Source organism: Siphonobacter curvatus (assembly GCF_002943425.1).
GTDB classification, from domain to species: Bacteria; Bacteroidota; Bacteroidia; order Cytophagales; family Spirosomataceae; genus Siphonobacter; species Siphonobacter curvatus.
Genome location: NZ_PTRA01000001.1, coordinates 1,223,831 through 1,245,661, shown reverse-complemented (window position 1 = coordinate 1,245,661; position 21,831 = coordinate 1,223,831). Strand labels below are relative to the sequence as shown.

Here is a 21,831-nt window from a genome sequence, read left to right as displayed (position 1 = left end):
ACAATACAGTTAATTAGTATAGAGAGTGTGATTTTAGTAACTCAGCCGCTAAACGACGCGTTTCCGTATCCGTCTGTACGTAATCTTCGTAGCTGGGATTCGCCTGATACGACACCCTTTCCAGACATTCGCCAATCAGGTCCGACATTTCCAGAAAACCAATCCGATCGTTCAGAAACTCGGCTACTGCTACTTCATTGGCCGCATTGAGAATGCAGCAGGCGTTCCCCCCGCGTTCGAGGGCGGCGTAAGCCAGGGCCAGATTGCGGAAGGTCTTGGCATCCGGCTGTTCGAAACTGAGGGTCGGGTAATCCATGAAGTTGAAGCGGGGAAAATCCGAAGGCATTCGGTTGGGGTACCCCAGAGCAAACTGAATGGGCAAACGCATATCGGGTAAACCCATCTGAGCCTTCATGGAACCGTCTTCGAACTGGACGAGGGAATGGATGATGCTTTGCGGATGTACCACTACCTCGATCTGCGGAGCTTCGAGGCCAAACAGCCACTTCGCTTCAATGACTTCCAGGCCTTTGTTCATCAGACTGGCGGAGTCGATCGTAATCTTGGCTCCCATCACCCAGTTGGGGTGTTTCAGGGCCTGAGCTTTGGTGACGGTTTTCAGAAACTCCCGGTCTTTTCCGCGAAAAGGTCCGCCGGAAGCGGTCAGAATGATCTTCTCGATGGGATTATGAAACTCTCCGACCAGACACTGAAAAATGGCCGAATGCTCGGAATCGACGGGGTAAATATTGATGCCTTTTTTCCGGGCGGCTTCTGTAACCAGCTCCCCTGCCACGACCAGCGTTTCTTTATTCGCCAAAGCGATGGACTTCCCGGCTTCGATGGCTTTCAGCGTGGGTAACAAGCCGGCGTACCCTACCATGGAGGTCAGGACCAGATCAATACTTTCCATCTGAACGACGCTGGCCAGGGCCTGAATTCCGCAGTAGACTTTTATATCCAGTGATTCCAGAGCGGACTGAACTGTTGGAAAAAGATCTTCATTCCCAATTACCACTACATTCGGCTTGAACTCAGCCGCCTGTTCAATGAGTAAAGCTGCGTTATTTTGAGCAGATAAGACTTCTACCTGAAAAGCTTCCGGGTGACTCCGCACGACGTCTAGGGCCTGCGTACCAATAGAGCCGGTTGAGCCCAGAATGGCAATATTCCGTTTTTGCATACGAATGGGTACTCTTTTAAATGGGGGCTTTCGCTACGTTTTATACCAGTGGTTTGAGCTGATCCGCAACCGTACGGTCATTGGCTAGGCGAGGTACTTTATTCTGTCCGCCCAACTTGCCCTGGCTTTTCATAAACTCAATAAAGGCTCCCCGCCGTAAGGACGTCAATTGAAGACGCTGTAGAATATTTCCGCTGATCAAATCGTCGTAGTACACGTTGAGCTTGGTCAGGTTTGTATCCAGATCCTGGCGGAACTGCTCCAGATCATGCGGCGGATTGGCAAACTCAATCAGCCACTCGTGGTACGGCAAACCGCCCTCCGGGGGGGCTACCTGCGGAGCTACTGTAAATTCCACCACCTGCGTTTCGGGCTGACGACTTACGGCGTAGGCCATCGCTTTTTCTACTTCCTCCCCAATCACGTGCTCGCCAAATGCCGAAATGAAGTGTTTGATCCGTCCCGTTACAATAATCCGATACGGATCCTTGGAAACGAACTTCACCGTATCTCCAATGTTGTAGGCCCACAGGCCAGCGTTGGTATTCATGATCACGGCGTAGTTCTTGCCTACTTCCACTTCGCCAATGCTCAGGCGCCGGGGCTTCTCCGTGAAAAATTCCTCCACCGGTATAAACTCGTAGAAAATACCCTGATTGAGTAACATCAGCAGACCCGGATGCACCTGACTATCCTGATAGGCAATGAAGCCTTCCGAAGCCGGATACGTCTCAATGGAATCGATTTTCTTGCCGATGGAATCGTATAGCTTGGCTCGGTACGGCTCGAAATTTACGCCGCCGTATACAAACACCTGAAAATCCGGAAACACATCCTTAATTTTCTTACCCGTACGGGCCTGAATCCGATCAAAGTACATCTGCACCCAGGGCGGAATACCCGAGATGAGTGACATGGGCTGGTGAATAGTCTCGTCAATGATCCGGTCGAGCTTGGTCTCCCAGTCGTCAATGCAATTGGTTTCCCAGCTGGGCAGCTGATTGGTTCGCAGGTAGCCCGGAACGTGGTGATTGGAAATGCCGGAAAGGCGACCCACGTGAATCCCGTGTTTAGTCGTCATTTCCGGACTTCCCGAAAGAAAAATGAGTTTCTTATCCAGAAACTCCGAGCGTCCCGTTTCGTGAATATAGCTCAACAGGGCATCGCGGGCTCCGTTGATGTGAAATCCGATGGATTCTTTGGATAAGGGAATGTATTTAATTCCTGACGTAGTACCCGAAGTTTTAGCGAAGTATAGGGGCTTGCCGGGCCAGAGAATATCCGGCTCGCCGTGGGTTACTTTCTCTACGTAAGGTTTCAGAGCTTCGTAGTCCCGAATGGGTACAGCCTGCTGAAAATCAGCGTGGGAGTGAATGTCTTTAAAAAAGTGATTCCGCCCAAACTCGGTGTTCCGGGCGGAATCCAGTAATTTATTTAACCAAAACTGCTGCGTTTCAGCGGGTTTACGTTCCCACTGACGACGCTTTGATATAACCCAGGCCGCGACGGGCTTTGCTAAAACTGACCGAATGGGTACCATGTACTAGACAATTGCTCTGTCTGCAAAAGTACGTAAACTTTGGGTTGTTCGACCAGTTAGACGTGATTCCCTACCAAACGAGATTCTACCTGATCCATCGTCTGGGCATCGGCACATCCTTCATGCCGCCAGATTTCCCGACCCTTACGCAAGCCCAACACGGTTGGATTCGAGCGAATTTTATACCGTTTAAATAATTCATCTTCTGTGCCACAAGCTACTCGTAGCAAACGAGCGTCTTTAGGGTGCTGACTTACGAAGCTTTCCAGCACTCGTTCAGCCTGGCTTACCGAGGGGCTGTATTGTTGAAAAATCAACATCAGCACGCACTCTTCGCTCTGGAGAAATTCTTCCAAAGTCATAACATTCCGGATTAAAATGATTGAACTATGAAACTTGAAATGGCCAATAACTCAGTCGACATTCCTGATCAGCTCATTGGCTTTTCCAGCTTTAATTCTGGATCCAACTCACTGACGACAAAGTCTAACTCTTCTGCATATTCGTGAGACCGAATACGCAACGTTGGCAAGACCTGATCAACAGAATCTTACCGAGGCACTCAAAGGATCGAACGGCGGCTCGTTCATCCCGTTTTCAGTTCAATGGAGGGGGGTAATTTGTTTCAAGTCACCGCATCGCCCGGTTAGAAAAGCTTAGCCGACTTAAAAACGTAAGCATAAAATTCTACTAAAATCTCTTCTCAAAGTAACAAAAAAAAATCAAAATTGTCAATGTTTAATATTACTTTATAATGCAATAGTTATATTTTAAAAAAATTTATTTTACCGACCTCCCTTTTTATTCCCTATTTTTTAGTCATAAGACTGCTTTTCCCAGAAATTTAGACGGGACTTCCAGTAAAAGTTTAACGATAAATGGGGAATCATGGGGCAGAAACCTTGTCAATTGCTGATCCATTCCTAATTTTGAAGGTCTTTACGAAGACATTCAAGCTGGACATACGACAGAAACTTTGAACATGAGAGAATTACAATTTCGGGAGGCTCTCCGCGAAGCCATGAGCGAGGAAATGCGACGTGATCCCCGCGTTTTTTTGATGGGCGAAGAAGTTGCTGAATACAATGGTGCGTACAAGGTATCTCAAGGGATGCTTGACGAATTCGGACCGGAACGCGTAATCGATACACCCATTGCCGAGTTAGGCTTCGCCGGTATCGGCGTAGGAGCGGCGGCCAATGGTTTGCGTCCGATCATTGAGTTCATGACGTTTAACTTTTCGCTGGTAGCTATTGATCAGGTGATCAACTCGGCTGCTAAGATCTATGAAATGTCTGGCGGTCAGTACAATGCTCCGATCGTATTCCGCGGCCCTACCGGAAACGCCGGTCAGCTGGCAGCCCAGCACTCGTCGAACTTCGAGAGCTGGTACGCCAATACGCCGGGTTTGAAAGTGGTGATTCCTTCCAATCCTGCGGATGCCAAAGGTTTGTTGAAATCAGCTATCCGCGACAATGATCCGGTCATTTTCATGGAATCGGAGCAGATGTACGGCGACAAAGGCCAAGTACCCGATGGCGAATATCTGATCCCCATTGGCGTAGCCGACGTGAAACGGGAAGGAACCGACGTAACCATCGTTAGCTTTGGTAAAGTGATCCCCCGGATCGTGATGCCAGCCATCGAAGAATTACAGAAAGAAGGTATTTCCGTGGAACTGATTGACCTTCGTTCGGTTCGTCCGATTGACTATGGCACTTTAGTGAAATCGATCAAGAAAACCAACCGTTGCGTTGTTGTCGAAGAAGCGGCTCCGCTGGCTTCTATTTCGGCCGAAGTGGCTTACCACCTGCAACGCTACGCGTTCGATTACCTCGACGCTCCCGTTGCCCGCGTCACGAGCCGTGACGTTCCCCTGCCCTACGCTCCTACGCTGATTGAAGAAGTTCTTCCTAACGCAAAGCGAGTCGTTTCAGCAGTAAAATCAGTACTCTACCGTAACTAGTACCGATACATCTTAGTAGATAAAACCCCGTTTTCGTTAGCGAAGCGGGGTTTTTTAGTTGAATACTTTGCTCTTCATCAGCAGTCGACCAAAGTTTACTTAACTTACGCTCCCGGCATCCCGATTTATTTCAAAACCTAAAAGGCTCTGCAACGGTTGTCTTCTTTACACCCTTAAATTCAGAATTTTGAACATTATGAAAGCAAGTACTATTAAAATGCTCCAGTCGCAAAAGGAGCAAATAATAGAGCTATGGATGGAAAATCAGATGGAAGATCCCACGTTACGGGAAGATCTGATGTCCAACGAAGATTTACGTGTGCAATCCATCGAATTGATTGACGCGTTACTGCATACCCTTACCGAAGCCAATAGTACACAAGTTGAATCCCAGGACTTTGAGCCCGTCTTTGAAATTCTGGCGGGTATTTCGTTGTCTCGGGCTCGTCAGGGCTATACGCCCCGCGAAACGGCGGTATTCATCTTTAGTCTGAAGGACGCCATCTTTTCCGTTTTACGGACGAAAATTACTGATTTGGCACTTCTTAATCAGGAATTACTCGAAGTTAGCAAGCTCATCGACAGCCTGGGAATCGTTACGTTCGAAACGTTTATTCAAGGACGGGAAGAAGTCATTCTTCGCCAGACGGATGAAATTGCTGAAATCTCTACGCCGATCATTCGGGTTTGGGATGGCATCATTGCTCTGCCAATCATCGGTACCCTCGACAGTGCCCGCACGCAAATTGTGATGGAAAACCTGCTCGTCGAAATTGTCAATTCCGAAAGTAGTATTGCTATTCTGGATATTTCTGGCGTTCCGGCAGTCGACTCACTGGTCGCTCAACATTTAATAAAAACCGTTAGTGCTACGCGTCTGATGGGGGCTGAGTGTATTATTAGTGGTATTCGTCCCGAAATTGCCCAGACCATTGTACACCTCGGTATTGATCTTTCTTCCATCATTACCAAAGCCACGCTGGCCAGTGCCCTGCGGCAGGCCTTTACGATGTTACAACTGGAAGTGATTAAAGTTAGAAAGGATAAAAAAGCGTAAGGAATGGACCGTATTCCAATTCTCAAGATGGGCCAGTTTCTGCTGGTGACCATTCAGATTGATTTGTACGATCGGATTGCCTTGAATCTGGAAACGGACTTGGTACAGATGATTCATAAAACCGGAGCCCGGGGGGTACTGATTGATATCTCAGCGGTATCGATCGTGGATTCGTTCATGGGCCGAATTTTGGGTAACATCGCCACCATGTCGAAAATTCTGGATGCCGAAACCGTTGTCGTGGGCATGCAGCCGGCCGTTGCGATTACGTTGGTCGAGCTGGGTTTGCCACTTAATGGCGTGTTTACGGCCCTGAATGTGGAGCGAGGAATGATTTTATTGCAATCGCGGCTGGCTTCCGATCCGGACGAAGAGGAAGACGAAGATGATAACCCTGAATAGAGATCGCCTCTTCATACAGAAAGATCAGGATGTCGTGATTTTACGAAACCGGGTAAAAGAATACGCTACCAAAATTGGCATGGGGCTGGTCAATCAGACTAAACTGATTACCGGAGCCAGCGAACTGGTACGCAATATGCTACGCTATGCTCAAGGCGGAGAAGTGCTCATTGAAGTCGTCAGTCGTGGTCGCGAAAATGGCATACGACTCACCTTTAGCGATCGCGGTCCCGGTATTGCTGATCTCAATAAAGCTATGCAGGATGGCTTTTCCACAGGCAGAAGCCTGGGGCTGGGCCTTCCTGGTACGAAACGGCTCATGAGTGAATTCTCGATCAAAAGTGCAGTTGGAGAAGGAACAACCGTGACCGTTATTAAATGGAAGAATGGATAATCATCGAAGTTTTGCGGCTACAGATCGAAGTTATCTGGCTCTTACGAAACGGGAAATTCACAGCATGGCCTCCCAGCTGGAATTTCCTACGCATCGGCTAGCTGAGATTGATCTAATCGTAGCCGAACTGGCCTCCAACCTCATCAAACACGCTACCGGGGGAGAAATCCTGGTCCGATCCTTCAACGAAGCGAATCAAAGTGGAATCGAACTCATCAGTATTGATCAGGGTCCCGGCATTGCTGACCCAACCCGAATGCTGGAAGATGGCATGTCCACGACCCAGACCCTGGGCCACGGTCTGGGTTCGATTAAACGTCTCTCGGATACGTTTCAGATTTATTCCCAGCCGGACTGGGGTACGATCATTCTGTCTCGCATTTACAAGGTAGTGCCACAGCGTCGGATGTCCAGGTTGGACATCCGTTCGATTGTCGTACCTAAACCCGGTGAAACGCAAAGCGGTGATGGCTTTTTCGCAAAAATCGCTCCGGAGCAGGTAAAGCTTTTTCTCGGTGATGGTCTCGGCCACGGTCCAGAAGCCGCTTTGGCCGTTCAAACCGCTATTGAAGCCCTAAAAACCAGTACCGAGTCTCGCCCTTCGGAACTGATCCGACTCTTACACCGAGCGGTGAAGAAAACCCGCGGCCTGGTAGGTACGCTGGCCTTCTTTGATGCCAAGACTCGTACCTGGCAGTTGTGCGGCGTTGGTAATATTGCGACTACGCTGAAAGGAGCTAATTTCTCCAAAAGACATTTTTCGTATAATGGCATCATTGGGATGAATATCCCAACGTCCCTGAACGAACAGACCCTGGTAATGGAAGCCGGACAATACCTGATTTTATGTTCGGACGGCATTCGTTCCCGCTGGGAAACCTATAAATATCCTAACATTACCAAGTACGATTTATCTATTCTGGCCGCTGCCTTGTACAAAGATTACGCCCGTAAGACGGACGATATGTCGATAGTAGTCTGCCGTTTCAATTAATGATTATGCACGAGATAGCCAAAGTCACGCTGGACACCGAAATGGATCTCATCCTGGCCCACAAGCATACCATGAAACTGGCGGAGCTGACGGGTATGTCCCTGGCCTCTCAAACGACATTTGCTACAGCCGTCTCAGAAGTATCTAGAACGGCCATTGATCGGGGCATGGGTGCTTCGCTGATTCTGGGTCTAGACAACCCAAAAGCTCAGGAATGGAACTTGGTAGCCTTACTGAATGATCGGCCCGAGCACGGCCTGGACGAACATCAATTCGGCTTACACTATGCCCAAAAATTGGTGGATTCGTTTCAGGTAAATACCACGAGTGAGAATACCCAGATTTCCCTGTACTTCCGCATTTTTCCGTCTAACCGGATTACGGAGGTAAAAATCAATCAATGGAAGTCCCTCTTCCAGAATGAACTGGCCCTGTCGCCGTACGAAGAAATCAAGCGTAAAAATCGACAGCTACACGCCCTGGCGGATCGACTCAAGGAAAGCGAAACCCGCTACCGTACCCTGACGGATTCGCTCCCGCTGATTATCTGTACGGTTAACCCTCAAGGTAAGTTACTATACGCGAATGAATGGCTGGTCACCTATACGGGCATGACCATCCAGACGATCAATGACCGGCACTGGCAGGGGCTTTTTCACGCAGAAGACCCTGCCGCTCAATCTGCTTTTTGGATGGATGTTTTGAAAAAACTTCAGCCTTTTCAATTTGAAGTGCGTATTCCCGAAGCCCAAACACAACAGTATCGCTGGCACATGGCTTCTTTTGCCCCGATGTTTGATGAGAAGAAAACGCTGACGCACTGGTCAGGTTTTTTCGTAGACATACACGCTCAGAAAACTATTGAAAAGACGCTACAAGCTAACGAAGCCCTGAAGCATACGCAACAGAAACTCGAAGAATATCAGCAGGAACTGGAATCGAAAGTAATTGAGCTGAACCGCAGTAACGAAGAATTGGCTCAGTTTGCGTACGTAGCCTCGCACGATTTGCAGGAGCCCTTACGCAAAATTCAGTCGTTCAGTACCATGCTTCGGGTTCATTACGTGGCAGATTTGAAGCCCGAAGTGACCAGTCTGCTCGAACGGATGCACAGCTCCGCTGAACGCATGCACGGCCTCATCAAAGACCTGCTTACCTACTCGCGACTCAATACCCAACCGCAGCCTTTTCAAGTAGTATCGCTGACGGAAGTTTTTACTGATGTATTGGAAGACTTGGATTCAGTGATCCAGTCCAGCAATGCCCAAATCGACCTGGGTCCTTTACCCGCGGTGGCGGGTAACAGTCAGCAACTGCATCAGCTGTTTCAGAATCTCGTTTCCAATGCCTTGAAATTCGTCCCGGAGGACCGTACGCCACAGATTCGTATCTACGCCCATACGTCCGAGCATTTACCGTCAAAGGTACTTTACGACAATCGCTGCGTGTGCATCACCGTAGAAGACAACGGCATTGGTTTCGATGAGCAATACAAAGACCGGATTTTCCAGCTTTTCCAACGTCTCCATACTCGCAGTGAATACGTCGGTACGGGCATTGGATTGACCATCTGCAAAAAAGTAGCGGAATTACATGGGGGCACCATTGAAGTGAAAAGCGTGCCCGGAAAAGGATCGACCTTTAGCGTATATCTGTGTAAAGGCTAGTAAGGGCAAAAAAAAATGGCAAACCACGAACCGCTACAACCGCCTACCCTTGCTTCGGTCAAGACCTGGGGGATTCAGCAGGAGCTGGCCTGATTTGCCGCTGCAAAGATGGTTTTATTTTGTGCCGAAGTCAAGTCTCAGCGTAACTTTGCAGGATGAAAAAGTTTCGTACGCTTCCGGTATACACTCTATTACTAGGCCTATCTCTCTGGCTGTCAAGCTGTAATTCTTCGAATAAACATTTAGAAGAAGGCCGAAAATTATTGGGTGAAAATAAAATAAACGAGGCCATTACTGCCCTAAATGAAGCCGTATCGGCCGATGCAGGCAACGCACAGGCTCTAAATGCCCGGGGCGTGGCTTACTATCAGCTCAAAGATTACTCCAACGCACTGCTCGATTACGAACAGGCCATGAAGGCCGATTCATCGCTGTATCTGCCCTATTTCAATCGGGCTAAACTCCGGATTGCCCAGAATGATTTCGAGTCGGCGATCAAGGATTTTAGTAAAGCGGCAACGCTGGCTCCTGATTCCGCCGAAATTTACCTCAATCGTGGTTTTGTATACGCCGAGCTAAAGCTTCCCCAGAAAGCCACGCCCGACTTCGACAAAGCAGTACAGCTAGCTCCCAAGAACGCGGAAACTTATTTCGTTCGGGGGAATCTATACCTGGAACAGAAAAACTATCCCTCGGCTATTCGTGATTACGAGCAGGCGGTTGGGTTACGTTCCGATTTTCCGAAAGCCTTTTACAACATGGGACTGGCCCAGAATCTGGTGGGAAATCGGGAAGCGGCCTGCTTGAGCTTCCAGCAAGCTAAAAAACTAGGGTATGCCGAAGCGGCCGATGCCGTTGCAACGTTCTGTAAATAGTTCTTTTCTTGATTTCCGATGAAATACCTGGCTTTACTACTGGTTCCCGTTTTCGTACTGTTTGCCAGCTGGCAATACAACGACCCCGATCCACTGCTCTGGGGTACGATTTATCTCCTTGCGGCGTATGCCGCTTTTCGGGCTTTTCAGGGAAAGTTTAACCGCGAGATGCTTCTGGTTTTATTAATTTGGTCGGCGGCCTGGGCCATTAGCTCCTGGTCGCAGATGACAGCCTGGGAGGGTTTCTTTTCCGAAGGAGAAGGTCTGACCATGAAAACTCCCAATCAAGAATTAGCCCGCGAAGCTTGCGGATTGGGAATTGTAGCCGTGGCTTACTTGCTTTTTTTAGGAATGAGCTTTTCGCAAAAGCGTTCCTAATTGAAAGGAAAAGGGGAGCTTATCAGCTACCCTTTTCCTTAGTAACTTAATTCCGTTAAGGATTTCTTCATGCTACCGGTAGTCGCCAGTCTCGAATGCCAGCTGAAGGCTTCTTCCAGCACGTGCGGCGTGTGGCCGCCCCGCTGACACGCCCGCTCGTAGTACGATTTCAATTCGTCCCGGTAGTCCGGATGTACGCAATTGGCAATAATCACTTTCGCCCGCTCCCGGGGGGCCAGTCCGCGTAAATCGGCGAGCCCCTGATCCGTTACCAGAATATCAACGTCATGCTCGGTATGATCCACGTGCGAAGCCATCGGTACCACGTGTGAAATAGCATTTTCCTTCGAGGCAGCCTGTGTTACGAAAATGCTCAGGAAGGCATTGCGGGCGAAATCGCCGGAACCACCAATCCCATTCATCATGTGCGTACCGCTTAAGTGCGTAGAGTTGACGTTTCCGTAGATGTCAAACTCAATGGCCGTATTGATGCCAATCACGCCCATGCGGCGGATGACTTCCGGGGCGTTACTGATGTTTTGCGGCCGGAGGACGACTTTATCGCGATACAGGTTCAGGTTATCCATAATCCGGTGATACCATTCTTCCGAAACCGTAATGGACGACGCAGAAGCGTAGGTCATTTTTCCGGCATCAATCAATTCGAAGGTACTATCCTGCAACACCTCCGAATACATGGTCAGATTTTCGTAATCGCTCTTCAAAAATCCAGACATTACGGCATTGGCCACTTTACCAATACCCGCCTGCAAGGGTAAAAGCGATTTCTTGAGCCGTCCCTGCTTCACTTCGTTTTTAAAGAAATCCAGCAAGTACTCGGCAATGGCCGTCGTCTTCACATCCGGCGGCACTACCGTTGCCGGACTATCCGGAATGTTGGTGATGACAATCGCTACGATTTTCTCGGGATCAACGGGGATGGAGGTACGGCCAATTCGGGAAGAAGGCGAGGTAATCGGAATAATGGAACGTTCAGGATAGCCTCCCGTTAGAAATATGTCGTGAAGCCCCGACAAACCCAACGGCATCGAAAGATTCACCTCCACGATCACCTGCTGGGCCAGAGCCGCAAAGTGAGCCGAGTTCCCCACGGACGTGGTAGGTACCAAACTTCCATCTTCCTCAATCTTGGTTACTTCAATAACGGCAATGTCCACCGGTGGCAGGTGTTTGTTCTGGAGTTGCTCAACGGTTTCGTAGAGGTGATGGTCGATGAACATCACTTCCCCCGCATTAATACTCTTCCGCAATACCGGATCCACCTGAAACGGCATGCGTCGGCTGAGTACGTGACTGGTTGTTAGAGCTGCATCCGTATTATGTCCCAACGAAGCTCCCGTGAGTAAGGTAATATGCAGGGGTTTAGCCTGAGCCCGACTGGCTAGGGCGGGCAATACGGCCTTGCTATCGCCAGCTTTGGTAAAACCGCTCGACCCTACGACCATCTGGTCTTTGATGAGAGCGGCTGCCTGATCGGCTGTTACTATTTTATCGATGAGTTCCCGGCGTAAGATTCGGTCCTGATACATAATTCTTGAATGGTTTTTTGAGCACATTCAGGGTATTCTCTGGATGTACTAAATCATTAACAAAACAAGCGTACGTATGCTCCAATTGCACTGACTTTTGTGAGTTGGCGAGTATACAGAAATCAGTTTCCATAAAAAAAACACGCCCGTTGTGCGAGCGTGTTTCCTATACGTAAGCTTAGACCGTTATCCGGAAGCATTCTCCGTGGTTTCGAATAATCCAATCGGACCAACGATTGGGTTCGGTAAGCATTCTCTTTCTAATGTTTGATTTCGCGAATCTTAATGTTACGGAACCACACGGTATCGCCGTGATCCTGCAAACTAAAACGGCCCGTAGCAGCTTTGGCAAAATCGGGCATAGACTTGAATTTCGACTTAGCGACCATTTCCGCAAACTGAGGCGTACTCATGTCCGTTTCCACCACTTTCACGTCATTTTGATAGATCGTGAATTTGCCCTGATCCAGTACTACCCGCATGGAATTCCACTGTCCGGCGGGATTCGCATTCTGGGGTTGAGCCGGAATCAGATCGTACAAACTACCCGCCCGATGGCTTTCGAGTTTGCTATCGGAGTGCCGCTCGTTGTCGATTACCTGAATTTCGGGACCCGTCAACCAGGGGTAGCGGTACTTCTTGCTTTCCACGACGTGAAACATTACCCCGCTGTTGCCATTTTCAGCAATCTTGGAATCATACTTTAATTCAAAATCGGTGAATTCAGCGTCCGTTACAATATCTCCGGCAGTTGCTCCGGATTTGCGAGCCTCGGCATCCAGCTTCAGGGCTCCATCTTCCACTTTCCAGGCAGTACCCACACCCTGACTGTTATACGTATGCCAGCCGTTGGTTGTTTTTCCGTCAAAAAGTAATTTAAACCCTGTTTTTTTTTCTGCTTTGGAAAGCTTGTTGGGAGATTGGGCAAGACAAGCAACGGTCATCAGCGACAGAATGCCAATTAATGTCTTCTTCATGAATCTGAGGTTAACTAGTTGAAATGCAATGGTTTGCTTATCGACCACTGAAAGAAAGATGCGTATACGCCTCTCCGCCCGCGTCGATGCCGGACAAAGCTAGTGGCAAAAACGCGATTGCCTGCCGGGAAAGCGACATTTTCTTCGGTACGAACAGGGTTTATTTTTTATCCCAAAAACCCTTTACGCCTTGAAATCCAGTCGTTTACTCTACACACGCATGCGTACTTGCGATTACTCTGCCTTCCGACCATAAGGCCATTTTATTCGACGTACGTTTTTTTCGTCTCAGTATTTTCGAAAATGGTCTTCTTATCCAAAGAATCCCTACTTCCTAAAGTAGAAACGTACGACTAATCCTCTTCAAGGGCTATCTTTACAAGCGATTTAATGACCTCTCTATTTCTATTAAAATTCTTTAATTGGAACCAGATGGAGGGGGGAATGTTTACGTTTGTATTCCGCAATCAACGCATCCAAGTCCCGTACTATCCCTAGCGGGCAGTAATTTCGTGGTTCTGATCCTCCGATGCGTGATGTATTAACTCTTTGATTACCGTATGCCATCGTCTAAAAATAATCTTCATAACAAGCATGTTTTAATTTGTCGTACCGATGCCGTGGGAGATATGGTTTTGGCGATGCCGGTTTGTGGTTTAATCAAGGAATACTTCCCAACCTGTAAAATTTCCGTTTTAGGACGTACGTATACCCGAGATATCGCTCAGGCTAGTCAGCACATTGATGGTTTTGTCAATTTTGATGACTGGCAGGGGAAAAGTGTGGAAGAAATTAATACGATGCTGGCCGCCGAAAAGATTGATGTAGCCATTCACCTGAAAGATTTAAGTACGGTGGCCTGGCAACTGAAACGAGCCGGGATCAAGAAACGAATCGGTACCACCAACCGGGTGTATCACTGGTTTACCTGTAATACGCTCGTACCACTCAGCCGGAAAAACTCCGGTTTACACGAGGCTCAGTTAAACGTAAAATTGCTCCAGGGCCTCAATATTAAACGGGACCTTTCTTGGAATGAAGTTTCGGATTATTATGGCCTCAGTCGCTTTCAACCACTCAATCCAACGTTTGAAGCCCTGCTATCGCCCGATAAATTTAATCTGATTATTCATCCCAAATCGCACAAAAACAGTAAGGAATGGAGTCTGGACAATTACTCGAAACTCGTTCACCGGATTGACCAGAATCGCTTTAAAGTCTTCATCAGTGGTTCACAAAAAGAGCATGAAGAACTCCTGCCCTGGGTACAGCAGCACGAAGGCCTGATTACCGACATTAGTGGGCAACTTCCCTTGAATCAATTCATTACCTTCATCAGCAAAGCTGACGGCCTGATTGCCTGTAGTACGGGTCCCGTACACATTGCGGCAGCAGCGGGTATCTTTACCCTAGGTCTGTACACGGATATTAAAACCAAGGATGCGGGTCGCTGGGGACCGGTCGGAAAGAAAGCCGAATCGTTGACGGCCGTTAATGCCGACATGGAAACGATTACGGTAGACGATATTCTAAACAAAATAAACGCCTGGCAGAAGCCCTAGGCGTTCCATAAAAAAAGAGTCCGGATACTGAATCCGGACTCTCTTTTTATACCCTTTATCTGCCGTTTGGTTTACGACAAACCCAGTACTTTTTTATTAAACGCATCATCCGAACCCGTACCAGCGAAATCGTCAAAAGCCCGCTCGGTTACGCGAATGATATGGCTTTCAATGAAGGGGGCTCCTTCAGCGGCTCCCTGCTCGGGATGCTTGATGGCACACTCCCACTCCAGTACGGCCCAGCCATCGTAATCGTATTGAGCCATTTTACTGAAGATGCCACTGAAATCCACCTGTCCATCACCGAGTGAACGGAAGCGTCCGGCCCGATCTACCCAACCCTGGTAGCCACCGTACACGCCCTGCTTACCCGTAGGGTTGAACTCGGCGTCTTTCACGTGGAAGGCGTAAATCCGGTCGTGGTAGAAATCGATGAACTGCAGGTAATCCAGCTGCTGCAGCAGGAAGTGACTCGGATCGTAGTTGATCCCCGCCCGTGGGTGGTTATTCACTTTTTCGAGGAACATCTCGAAGGAGATACCATCGTGGAGGTCTTCTCCGGGGTGTAACTCAAAACCTACGTTTACGCCCGCTTCGTCGAAAGCATTCAGAATGGGCGTCCAGCGTTTAGCCAGTTCCGTAAAGGCCATGTCCACGAGTCCAGCCGGACGTTGGGGCCAGGGATAGACAAATGGCCAGAGTAAAGCTCCGGAGAACGTTACGTGCGAGGTTAAACCCAGATTCTGACTGGCTTTCGCCGCCAGAATCATTTGTTCGGTAGCCCAGGCCTGCTGTCCTGCAGGATCATTTGCCAGTTCAGCCGGACCAAAGCCCGAAAACATCGTGGCATATGAAGGATGTACGGCTACGAGCTGTCCCTGCAAGTGCGTGGACAATTCGGTAATCTCGACACCGATGTCGGCAAGTTTGCCCTTCAGCTCATCGCAGTAGGTCTTGGATTCGGCCGCTGTTTTCAGGTCGATCATTCGGGGATCACCACTGGGCAGCTGAAGTCCCTTGTAACCCAGATTCGCCATGTAACGGGCGATACTATCGAGTGAATTAAATGGCTCCGTATCTCCTAAAAACTGAGCCAGGAAGATACCCGGTCCTTTTAGTGTTTTCATAGTAAATTAGTTTTGAGTGAGTGCATGATCGAATGAGGACATGAGTTACGCACTCATTCGATCATTGCACCATATTTTACACCTCCACCCAGGCTTGCTTGGTGTTGGATTCGAGAATCTTTTCGCAAATCAGTAACTCGCGGTATCCGTCGGCAAACGTCGGGAAGGTTGGTTTTTCCGGCATTTTACCCGCTTCGATGGCGGCGTAAACTTCCTTGAACATTTGCTTGGACGTATCAGCGAAACCTTCGTTGTGTCCACCGGGGAAGGTGATAATCGAGCGAACGTCGGGGTGCACCAGCGACGGATCCCGCAACAGTACTTCATTCGCTCCATCGCGTTTACCGATCCACAACTCGTTGGGAGCTTCGGAATTCCAAGCAAAGGATTTTTTCGATCCGGCGATTTCGAGTTTTAGCTGGTTCTTCCGGCCTGCTGCCACTTGTGATACCGTAATCACGCCGCGGTTTCCATTGTTGAAACGGAGTAGTACGTTGGCGTGGTCTTCCGTCGTGATGGGTACGTCGGCGTAATCTTCGGGTTGCAACATTTTGCCCGAGTAGGTTTCTACGGGCTTCAATGGCTTCTTACGCGTTTTATGAATGATGTTGAAATCCGCAAGTACGGCTACGGTTTTCAGGCCGGTGATGTACTCGATGATGTCCATCAGGTGCGAGCCGATGTCGGCAATCGCCCGGCTGTTGCCCGACTTATCGGGTTCCAGACGCCAGCTGTAATCGGTTTCGTAGAACAGCCAGTCCTGGAGGTACGAGCCCATTACAGAGTACACGTCGCCCAGTTCGCCACTTTCGTGCATGGCTTTCATCTGACGAGCCAGCGGATAATATCGCAGGTTGAAGTGAACGGCATTCACCAGACCCGTCTGAGCGGCCAGTTCTACCAGTTCTTCGGCTTCGTGGAGGTCTTTAGCCAGCGGTTTTTCGCAAACCACGTGTTTACCCGCCAACAGAGCCGCTTTTGACTGCGAATAGTGAAGGAAGTTAGGCGTACAGATATGCACGACCTGAATGTCATCCTGCTTCAGCAATTCATCGAAAGTATATGAACGCTCGATGCCCAACTGAGCAGCTTTCGTAGCGGCGAGTTCAGCGGTTACTTCGCAGAGGGCGGCTACTTCTACATTCGGCAAACGCCGCAACGCCTCAATGTGAGCGGGTCCAATGAAGCCCGTACCAACTACGCCTACTTTAATTTTGGTCATTTTTTGAATTTTATTTGAGAAGGTTTGAAATGTTTGAGGTATGAAAATTACATGAGGTTTCTGTCACTTAACGTATCTTCTTCGCCCTGAAAACTAAGCTCTGGAAGTATTTATTCGCTACTTCCGTAAGGCAATTCCGATTTCTTCACTTTATAGCGAATGCCTGAAATTTCTGATTTCTTCAACTGTTCAATAAACGAATAAAGCATTTTTGAAAGCGTCAGGCATTTGTTCTTAGTGGCCTCAAACTCTTCTTGGGTTAAATACTGTAAGTCACAAGATCGATAAAGTTGCGAACGCGTTTCGCCCGCTGGACCTTTGGCTATGGTAAGAAATTGAATAAACTCTTTCCTACTCCCTCTCTCGAAACCTTCCGCAATATTATCCATAACGGATCCGGAAGAAGCCCGAATTTGATTCTTTAAAGGATGATCCTGAACAAAAGGCTGTTGCGTCGTAAATCCGTAGACTTCCCTACTAAGCTCACGGGCAAGTTTCCAGATAACCAAATCTTCAAAACGTTGAACAGTAGCCATGTAAAGAAATTAAACCGTACTCAGATTCAGTAACGACCCTAAGCATTCATTCAAACAATCCAACGTTCTTACACTTTATCAAACTTATTTCTTACTCAAACTTCGTCCAAACGGCTCCATTGCTGTTCGACTTCAGCACCGTATCAATGAACGCCATTCCGCGTACCCCTGCTTCCACGCCAGGGAAATCGAAATCGGGATCAGGCTCCTGACCGGCTTCCTTCGCCCGCACGGCAAAAGCGAAGTTACGGTACAGATTGGCAAAGGTTTCCACGTATCCCTCCGGGTGACCGGCGGGCTGACGTGTGTGTACCTGAGCCGCCCGGGACTCGGCATTCACTCCCGTACGAATAATGCGGGACCCTTTTTCCTGATTGGTCCAAACCAGCGTATTGGGTTCCATTTGTCGCCATTTCAGACCGCCCAGTTCGCCGTATACGCGGATGTTCAGGTCATTCTCCTCGCCGTTGCAAATTTGACTGTTGTGCAGAATACCCTTAGCTCCGTTTTCAAAATGAAGCAGCATGTTGGCATCGTCATCGAGCTGGCGACCTTCCACAAAAATCGTCAGGTCAGCGAGCAATTCCGTAATCTTCAGACCAGTGATGTATTCCGCCAGGTTTTCGGCGTGCGTACCAATGTCGCCCACGCCACCAGCGGCCCCACTCTTGGAAGGGTCCGTACGCCATGCGGCCTGCTTATTTGTACCGCTCGATTCCACCAGTTGAGACAACCAGCCCTGCGGATACTCGACAATCACTTTGCGTACCTTGCCGATGGCTCCGGATTTGATCAGGTGACGGGCTTCCTTCACCATGGGATAAGCCGTGTAATTGTGCGTCAGACAAAACACCAGATTCGTCCTTTCCCAAATCGCTTTTAATTCTTCGGCTTCGGCCCGGTTTAACGTAATGGGCTTGTCCAGTACGACGTGAAAGCCGTTTTCCAAAGCCATTTTCGCGGGCGGAAAGTGCATGTGGTTGGGAGTTACGATGGATACAAAATCCATACGTTCACCCTCCGGAAGTTCTTTTTCCCGCCGAATCATTTCTTCAAAGCTGCCGTATACCCGATCCTCCGGCAAATACAGGGCTTTACCCGTTTCTTTTGACTTTTCAGGATTAGAACTAAAGGCTCCGCAAACGAGCTCAATTTCGCCATCTAAAGCGGCTCCCCGACGGTGTACAGAACCAATGAAAGCATCGAGACTGCCTCCAATCATTCCCATTCTGAGTTTTCTGGCCATGGATAGAGGTTTTTGACTACGTGTGAATGTTTAATGGAAAGGTATGGACGGAAGAAAATACGCTGCCGCATCTCTGCGATGTACCCTGATTTTAGTACTAAACGGTCAGGCAAAATGTTTTCGGCAGGCGGTAATCCTTCTTCTTCCTTCGATACAAGCTGCCAAAGTTTGACAAGAAAATGCATATTTCAAATGAAGAATCGACATAAGCCGGAGAAAGTACCGGTTTGGCATACCGAATTTTTCACGCTTGCGTTTCAAGAATAAACCCTATTCTTTCTAGCAAAAATGCCCATCTTTTCGTTTTTTAGCCGAACTATTCATACGCACATTTCCTGTGCTAAACGTCAACTAATTCATACTAAACCCTTTATCTAAACCTCAATGGCTATGATACAGTCCGTTAACCGGGATCGTTTGTTTCTGGCAAGCTGCTTCGGTCTTATTACCACTGCCATGATTTTTGGAATTCGGGCCGGAATTCTTCCCCAACTGGGTGCAGAATTTGGGCTTACCTCCAAAGAACTTGGCTACGTAAACCAAATGGCTTTTCTAGGCTTCCCTATTGCCATGATCGTAGGCGGCCCGCTGTACAACATCATCGGTCCCAAACGAATTGTATGGGTGGCTTTCGTAACGCACCTGATCGGGATTGTCAGTACCATTTTCGCCGACGGTTTCTGGACTTTACTGCTTTCTACCTTCTTTGTTGGTTTTGGTAACGGTACCATCGAAGCCGCCTGTAACCCCATGGTAGCCGATATGTACGAAGGTAATCAAACGACTAAGATGCTGAGCCGCTTTCACATGTGGTTTCCCGGCGGTATCGTCATCGGAAGTCTGGTCTCTAAATTCATGACCGACGCCGGACTGGGTTGGCAGTTACAGATGGGGGTTATTCTGATTCCCTTGGTGTTGTACGGCGTTCTGTTTTTTGGTCAGTTATTCCCGGAGAGTACGGCCGAAGAAGGTCACTCCAACACGACCAACATCAAGGCTATGCTTTCACCGCTGTACATTTTCATGCTGATCTGTATGGCCCTGACGGCTATTTCAGAATTCGGTCCGGAGCAATGGGTAGGTCCTATCCTGGAAAAAGCCGGAGCCAGCCCCATGCTGATTTTGGCACTGGTGACGGGCTTGATGGCCGTTGGTCGTTACTTTGCCGGACCTCTGGTACACAGCCTTAATCCCACGGGCGTACTCTGGGCTTCCTCGGTTATTGCTACGATCGGTATTGTACTGATGAGTCAGGCTACGGGTGCTATGGTTTATGTTTCGGCGGTCATCTTCGCCATCGGTGTATGCTACTTCTGGCCTACGATGATCGGTTTTGTGGCCGAATACATTCCTAAATCCGGAGCCTTCGGGATGTCCATTATTGGTGGCATGGGGATGTTCTCTACGTCCATTTTCCAACCAATCATTGGTGGCTGGATTGACGATGAAATGAAAAATGCTACCGCACGCGGACTGACGGGCGATGCCGCTCAACTGGCTGCCGGACAGGAAACCCTCGATAACATGGCCATTTTCCCGGCCATTCTGATTATCGCCTTCGGTGTACTGTGGTTTGTGATGCGTAACAAAAAACCCGGTCATCACCACGATGAAACGCTGGCCGCTCAACAGCCTCAGTTATAATTTTTGTCTACATTTGTATAAAGTTTAGGCAGATGAAGGCTGGAAAGACGGACGTTTTTCCAGCCTTTTTTACTATTCCAATCCCTCTTTTCACTCCTTTATGAAATACTTCGTTCTAATAACCAGCCTCCTCACGAGCCTTACGGCTTCGGCTCAGGTTCAGCTACAAAAACTCTGGGAAACCGATTCGACCCAACTTCGTACACCCGAGTCCGTACTGGTAGATCCAGCCAGCAGTTCTATTTACGTCAGTAACATCGACGGCAAACCCTGGGAGGCCGATGGCAAAGGCTTCATTTCGACGCTGGCCGCCAATGGTCAGGTACAAACACTGAAATGGGCCGAGGGTCTCAACGCTCCCAAAGGCATGGGAATTTCGAAGGGCAAAATGTACGTAGCGGATATTACTGAAATTGCGGTTATTAACGTCCGCAGCGGCCATATCGAACGAAAACTAAAACCCGAAGGAGCCGTAAACCTCAATGATGTAACCGTTGGCCCTAACGGCGATGTGTACGTGACGGATTCGGGCAATAGCCGGATTTATCACGTAAAAGGTAAAAACGTATCGGTATACCTGGAAAGCCCCGAGTTACAGCGGCCCAATGGCATTAAATTCGTGGGTGACCGGATGTTTGTACTGACTTCCGGCAGTGGCGTTTTCTACGAAGTAAATTCGGATAAAAGCTTGAAGAAACTCGCTGAAGGGTTGCCCTCCGGCGATGGTATCGAACCCGACGGTACTAACTTTTTCCTCTCGCGTTGGGAAGGGGTTCTGCACTACTGGTACGCTGCCGATGGCAAACTCGTTCAGGTGCTGGATACGCGAGCTCAAAAGAAAAACTGTGCCGACATTGGCATCGATCAAGGCAAGAAAGTGCTGTACGTACCTACGTTCAATGGGAATACGGTAGCTGCTTACCAGATTCCCTAGATGACCTTCGACCCGGGTTGGACTAAGTTTACCAAAAAGACCCGGGTCGATGTGCTCATTTTTAAACTGTATCCATGAAAAGGTTGTCGCAAATGTCTTGTAGATTCTTTTTTCAGGCGGATAAACGCTTCCTGGTCATTTCTCTTGAACAAAAGCCATAAAACGCATAAACTTTAAAAGAAAGAAAATTTTTTTCAGGCGATGGCTTGCGTTCGCGTCTGACAATCCCTTATCTTTGCACCACGTTAAACGAAACGGCTTAGCAAATCGCAAAAAACGTATCGATTAATACCTTAAATGGTCCGTTCGTCTAGGGGTTAGGACGTATCCCTTTCACGGATAAAACACGGGTTCGATTCCCGTACGGACTACCAATATTGGCAAAGAGCTCTGAGCAATCAGGGCTTTTTTTTTGCTTTCTTTTCAGTAAGATTTCGATTGGAACGGTCCTTTAAAACCGTATCCCTGCCCTAGCTTCAAAATATCTTGCTTCTTGGTAAACTCGCGTACTTTTGGTGATAGGTCTCGTCATTACTGAATCAGCCTTGCTTCTACCACTGAATCCTGGTAAGGATTG

Annotated in this window: 20 protein-coding genes and 1 tRNA gene; 12 read left to right on the top strand and 9 right to left on the bottom strand. The window is 48.6% G+C overall.

Features of this window, described 5'->3' with window-relative positions:
* Positions 1-13: 13 nt before the first annotated feature.
* From C5O19_RS05015 to C5O19_RS05005, 3 genes are read right to left on the bottom strand one after another with little or no spacing between them, the layout of a single operon-like run.
* Positions 14-1,183 carry a 1-deoxy-D-xylulose-5-phosphate reductoisomerase gene (locus C5O19_RS05015; protein ID WP_104710198.1) on the bottom strand — a complete coding sequence of 390 codons (1,170 nt, stop codon included), beginning with the start codon at positions 1,181-1,183 and terminating at the stop codon, positions 14-16.
* Between the two features lie 40 nt (positions 1,184-1,223).
* Positions 1,224-2,723, bottom strand: coding sequence for a GH3 auxin-responsive promoter family protein (locus C5O19_RS05010; RefSeq protein ID WP_104710196.1), 1,500 nt, complete (start codon positions 2,721-2,723; stop codon positions 1,224-1,226).
* Between the two features lie 56 nt (positions 2,724-2,779).
* Positions 2,780-3,085, bottom strand: a complete 306-nt coding sequence (locus C5O19_RS05005) for a thioredoxin family protein (RefSeq protein ID WP_104710194.1) — start codon at positions 3,083-3,085, stop codon at positions 2,780-2,782.
* A 614-nt stretch (positions 3,086-3,699) separates the two neighbouring features.
* Between C5O19_RS05005 and C5O19_RS05000 the strand changes: the two genes are divergently transcribed.
* From C5O19_RS05000 to C5O19_RS04965, 8 genes are all read left to right on the top strand, one after another.
* Complete coding sequence (locus C5O19_RS05000) at positions 3,700-4,689, top strand: pyruvate dehydrogenase complex E1 component subunit beta (RefSeq protein WP_262509714.1); 990 nt, start codon at positions 3,700-3,702, stop codon at positions 4,687-4,689.
* A 196-nt stretch (positions 4,690-4,885) separates the two neighbouring features.
* On the top strand, positions 4,886-5,746 hold the full coding sequence (locus C5O19_RS04995) for an STAS domain-containing protein (protein ID WP_104710191.1): 861 nt from the start codon (positions 4,886-4,888) through the stop codon (positions 5,744-5,746).
* A gap of 3 nt (positions 5,747-5,749) precedes the next feature.
* Entirely contained in the window at positions 5,750-6,148 is a 399-nt protein-coding gene (locus tag C5O19_RS04990; RefSeq protein WP_104710189.1) for an STAS domain-containing protein, read from the top strand.
* A complete protein-coding gene (locus C5O19_RS04985; protein ID WP_104710187.1) occupies positions 6,132-6,542 on the top strand; it encodes an anti-sigma regulatory factor in 411 nt (136 codons plus the stop codon). The genes C5O19_RS04990 and C5O19_RS04985 overlap by 17 nt, the downstream gene beginning before the upstream one ends.
* A complete protein-coding gene (locus C5O19_RS04980; RefSeq protein ID WP_104710185.1) occupies positions 6,535-7,536 on the top strand; it encodes an ATP-binding SpoIIE family protein phosphatase in 1,002 nt (333 codons plus the stop codon). The genes C5O19_RS04985 and C5O19_RS04980 overlap by 8 nt, the downstream gene beginning before the upstream one ends.
* A gap of 5 nt (positions 7,537-7,541) precedes the next feature.
* The gene (locus C5O19_RS04975; protein ID WP_165795940.1) at positions 7,542-9,203 is read left to right on the top strand and encodes a sensor histidine kinase; all 1,662 of its coding nucleotides are present in this window, start codon (positions 7,542-7,544) and stop codon (positions 9,201-9,203) included.
* A 155-nt stretch (positions 9,204-9,358) separates the two neighbouring features.
* Positions 9,359-10,078 carry a tetratricopeptide repeat protein gene (locus tag C5O19_RS04970; RefSeq protein WP_104710181.1) on the top strand — a complete coding sequence of 240 codons (720 nt, stop codon included), beginning with the start codon at positions 9,359-9,361 and terminating at the stop codon, positions 10,076-10,078.
* Positions 10,079-10,096: 18 nt separating this feature from the next.
* Positions 10,097-10,456 (top strand): transmembrane 220 family protein, encoded by a 360-nt coding sequence (locus C5O19_RS04965; protein WP_104710179.1) that lies wholly within the window; start codon positions 10,097-10,099, stop codon positions 10,454-10,456.
* Between the two features lie 38 nt (positions 10,457-10,494).
* Here C5O19_RS04965 and C5O19_RS04960 read toward each other — a convergent pair whose 3' ends face one another.
* Together C5O19_RS04960 and C5O19_RS04955 are read right to left on the bottom strand one after the other, a co-directional pair.
* The gene (locus tag C5O19_RS04960) at positions 10,495-12,006 is read right to left on the bottom strand and encodes an acetyl-CoA hydrolase/transferase family protein (protein WP_104710177.1); all 1,512 of its coding nucleotides are present in this window, start codon (positions 12,004-12,006) and stop codon (positions 10,495-10,497) included.
* Between the two features lie 260 nt (positions 12,007-12,266).
* Positions 12,267-12,983: a 3-keto-disaccharide hydrolase gene (locus tag C5O19_RS04955; RefSeq protein ID WP_104710175.1), complete on the bottom strand. Its 717-nt coding sequence runs from the start codon at positions 12,981-12,983 to the stop codon at positions 12,267-12,269.
* Between the two features lie 560 nt (positions 12,984-13,543).
* On the opposite strand from C5O19_RS04955, the gene C5O19_RS04950 reads away from it, so the two are divergent.
* Positions 13,544-14,545, top strand: a complete 1,002-nt coding sequence (locus C5O19_RS04950) for a glycosyltransferase family 9 protein (RefSeq protein WP_104710173.1) — start codon at positions 13,544-13,546, stop codon at positions 14,543-14,545.
* A 71-nt stretch (positions 14,546-14,616) separates the two neighbouring features.
* Here C5O19_RS04950 and C5O19_RS04945 read toward each other — a convergent pair whose 3' ends face one another.
* From C5O19_RS04945 to C5O19_RS04930, 4 genes are all read right to left on the bottom strand, one after another.
* Positions 14,617-15,672: a sugar phosphate isomerase/epimerase family protein gene (locus C5O19_RS04945; RefSeq protein WP_104710171.1), complete on the bottom strand. Its 1,056-nt coding sequence runs from the start codon at positions 15,670-15,672 to the stop codon at positions 14,617-14,619.
* A 76-nt stretch (positions 15,673-15,748) separates the two neighbouring features.
* On the bottom strand, positions 15,749-16,894 hold the full coding sequence (locus C5O19_RS04940; RefSeq protein WP_094812575.1) for a Gfo/Idh/MocA family protein: 1,146 nt from the start codon (positions 16,892-16,894) through the stop codon (positions 15,749-15,751).
* A gap of 110 nt (positions 16,895-17,004) precedes the next feature.
* Positions 17,005-17,430, bottom strand: coding sequence for a four helix bundle protein (locus tag C5O19_RS04935; protein ID WP_104710169.1), 426 nt, complete (start codon positions 17,428-17,430; stop codon positions 17,005-17,007).
* Positions 17,431-17,521: 91 nt separating this feature from the next.
* A complete protein-coding gene (locus C5O19_RS04930; RefSeq protein ID WP_104710168.1) occupies positions 17,522-18,658 on the bottom strand; it encodes a Gfo/Idh/MocA family protein in 1,137 nt (378 codons plus the stop codon).
* Between the two features lie 408 nt (positions 18,659-19,066).
* Here C5O19_RS04930 and C5O19_RS04925 point away from each other — a divergent pair, with 408 nt between their 5' ends.
* The 3 genes from C5O19_RS04925 (at position 19,067) to C5O19_RS04915 (ending at position 21,628) form a co-directional block, all read left to right on the top strand.
* Positions 19,067-20,320 (top strand): MFS transporter, encoded by a 1,254-nt coding sequence (locus C5O19_RS04925; protein WP_094812585.1) that lies wholly within the window; start codon positions 19,067-19,069, stop codon positions 20,318-20,320.
* Between the two features lie 100 nt (positions 20,321-20,420).
* Complete coding sequence (locus C5O19_RS04920; RefSeq protein ID WP_104710166.1) at positions 20,421-21,254, top strand: SMP-30/gluconolactonase/LRE family protein; 834 nt, start codon at positions 20,421-20,423, stop codon at positions 21,252-21,254.
* 299 nt (positions 21,255-21,553) lie between these two features.
* Positions 21,554-21,628 (top strand) — tRNA-Glu (locus tag C5O19_RS04915).
* Positions 21,629-21,831: the final 203 nt, after the last annotated feature.

Excerpts from the sequence above, each read along its gene's own strand:
- C5O19_RS05015 (WP_104710198.1), bottom strand. The coding sequence starts at position 1,183 with ATGCAAAAACGGAATATTGCCATTCTGGGCTCAACCGGCTCTATTGGT.
- C5O19_RS04960 (WP_104710177.1), bottom strand. The coding sequence starts at position 12,006 with ATGTATCAGGACCGAATCTTACGCCGGGAACTCATCGATAAAATAGTA.
- C5O19_RS04945 (WP_104710171.1), bottom strand. The coding sequence starts at position 15,672 with ATGAAAACACTAAAAGGACCGGGTATCTTCCTGGCTCAGTTTTTAGGA.
- C5O19_RS04980 (WP_104710185.1), top strand. The coding sequence starts at position 6,535 with ATGGATAATCATCGAAGTTTTGCGGCTACAGATCGAAGTTATCTGGCT.
- C5O19_RS04955 (WP_104710175.1), bottom strand. The coding sequence starts at position 12,983 with ATGAAGAAGACATTAATTGGCATTCTGTCGCTGATGACCGTTGCTTGT.
- C5O19_RS04940 (WP_094812575.1), bottom strand. The coding sequence starts at position 16,894 with ATGACCAAAATTAAAGTAGGCGTAGTTGGTACGGGCTTCATTGGACCC.
- C5O19_RS04920 (WP_104710166.1), top strand. The coding sequence starts at position 20,421 with ATGAAATACTTCGTTCTAATAACCAGCCTCCTCACGAGCCTTACGGCT.
- C5O19_RS04925 (WP_094812585.1), top strand. The coding sequence starts at position 19,067 with ATGATACAGTCCGTTAACCGGGATCGTTTGTTTCTGGCAAGCTGCTTC.
- C5O19_RS04930 (WP_104710168.1), bottom strand. The coding sequence starts at position 18,658 with ATGGGAATGATTGGAGGCAGTCTCGATGCTTTCATTGGTTCTGTACAC.
- C5O19_RS04935 (WP_104710169.1), bottom strand. The coding sequence starts at position 17,430 with ATGGCTACTGTTCAACGTTTTGAAGATTTGGTTATCTGGAAACTTGCC.
- C5O19_RS04985 (WP_104710187.1), top strand. The coding sequence starts at position 6,132 with ATGATAACCCTGAATAGAGATCGCCTCTTCATACAGAAAGATCAGGAT.
- C5O19_RS04990 (WP_104710189.1), top strand. The coding sequence starts at position 5,750 with ATGGACCGTATTCCAATTCTCAAGATGGGCCAGTTTCTGCTGGTGACC.
- C5O19_RS05005 (WP_104710194.1), bottom strand. The coding sequence starts at position 3,085 with ATGACTTTGGAAGAATTTCTCCAGAGCGAAGAGTGCGTGCTGATGTTG.
- C5O19_RS04950 (WP_104710173.1), top strand. The coding sequence starts at position 13,544 with ATGCCATCGTCTAAAAATAATCTTCATAACAAGCATGTTTTAATTTGT.
- C5O19_RS05010 (WP_104710196.1), bottom strand. The coding sequence starts at position 2,723 with ATGGTACCCATTCGGTCAGTTTTAGCAAAGCCCGTCGCGGCCTGGGTT.
- C5O19_RS04995 (WP_104710191.1), top strand. The coding sequence starts at position 4,886 with ATGAAAGCAAGTACTATTAAAATGCTCCAGTCGCAAAAGGAGCAAATA.
- C5O19_RS04970 (WP_104710181.1), top strand. The coding sequence starts at position 9,359 with ATGAAAAAGTTTCGTACGCTTCCGGTATACACTCTATTACTAGGCCTA.
- C5O19_RS04965 (WP_104710179.1), top strand. The coding sequence starts at position 10,097 with ATGAAATACCTGGCTTTACTACTGGTTCCCGTTTTCGTACTGTTTGCC.
- C5O19_RS04975 (WP_165795940.1), top strand. The coding sequence starts at position 7,542 with ATGCACGAGATAGCCAAAGTCACGCTGGACACCGAAATGGATCTCATC.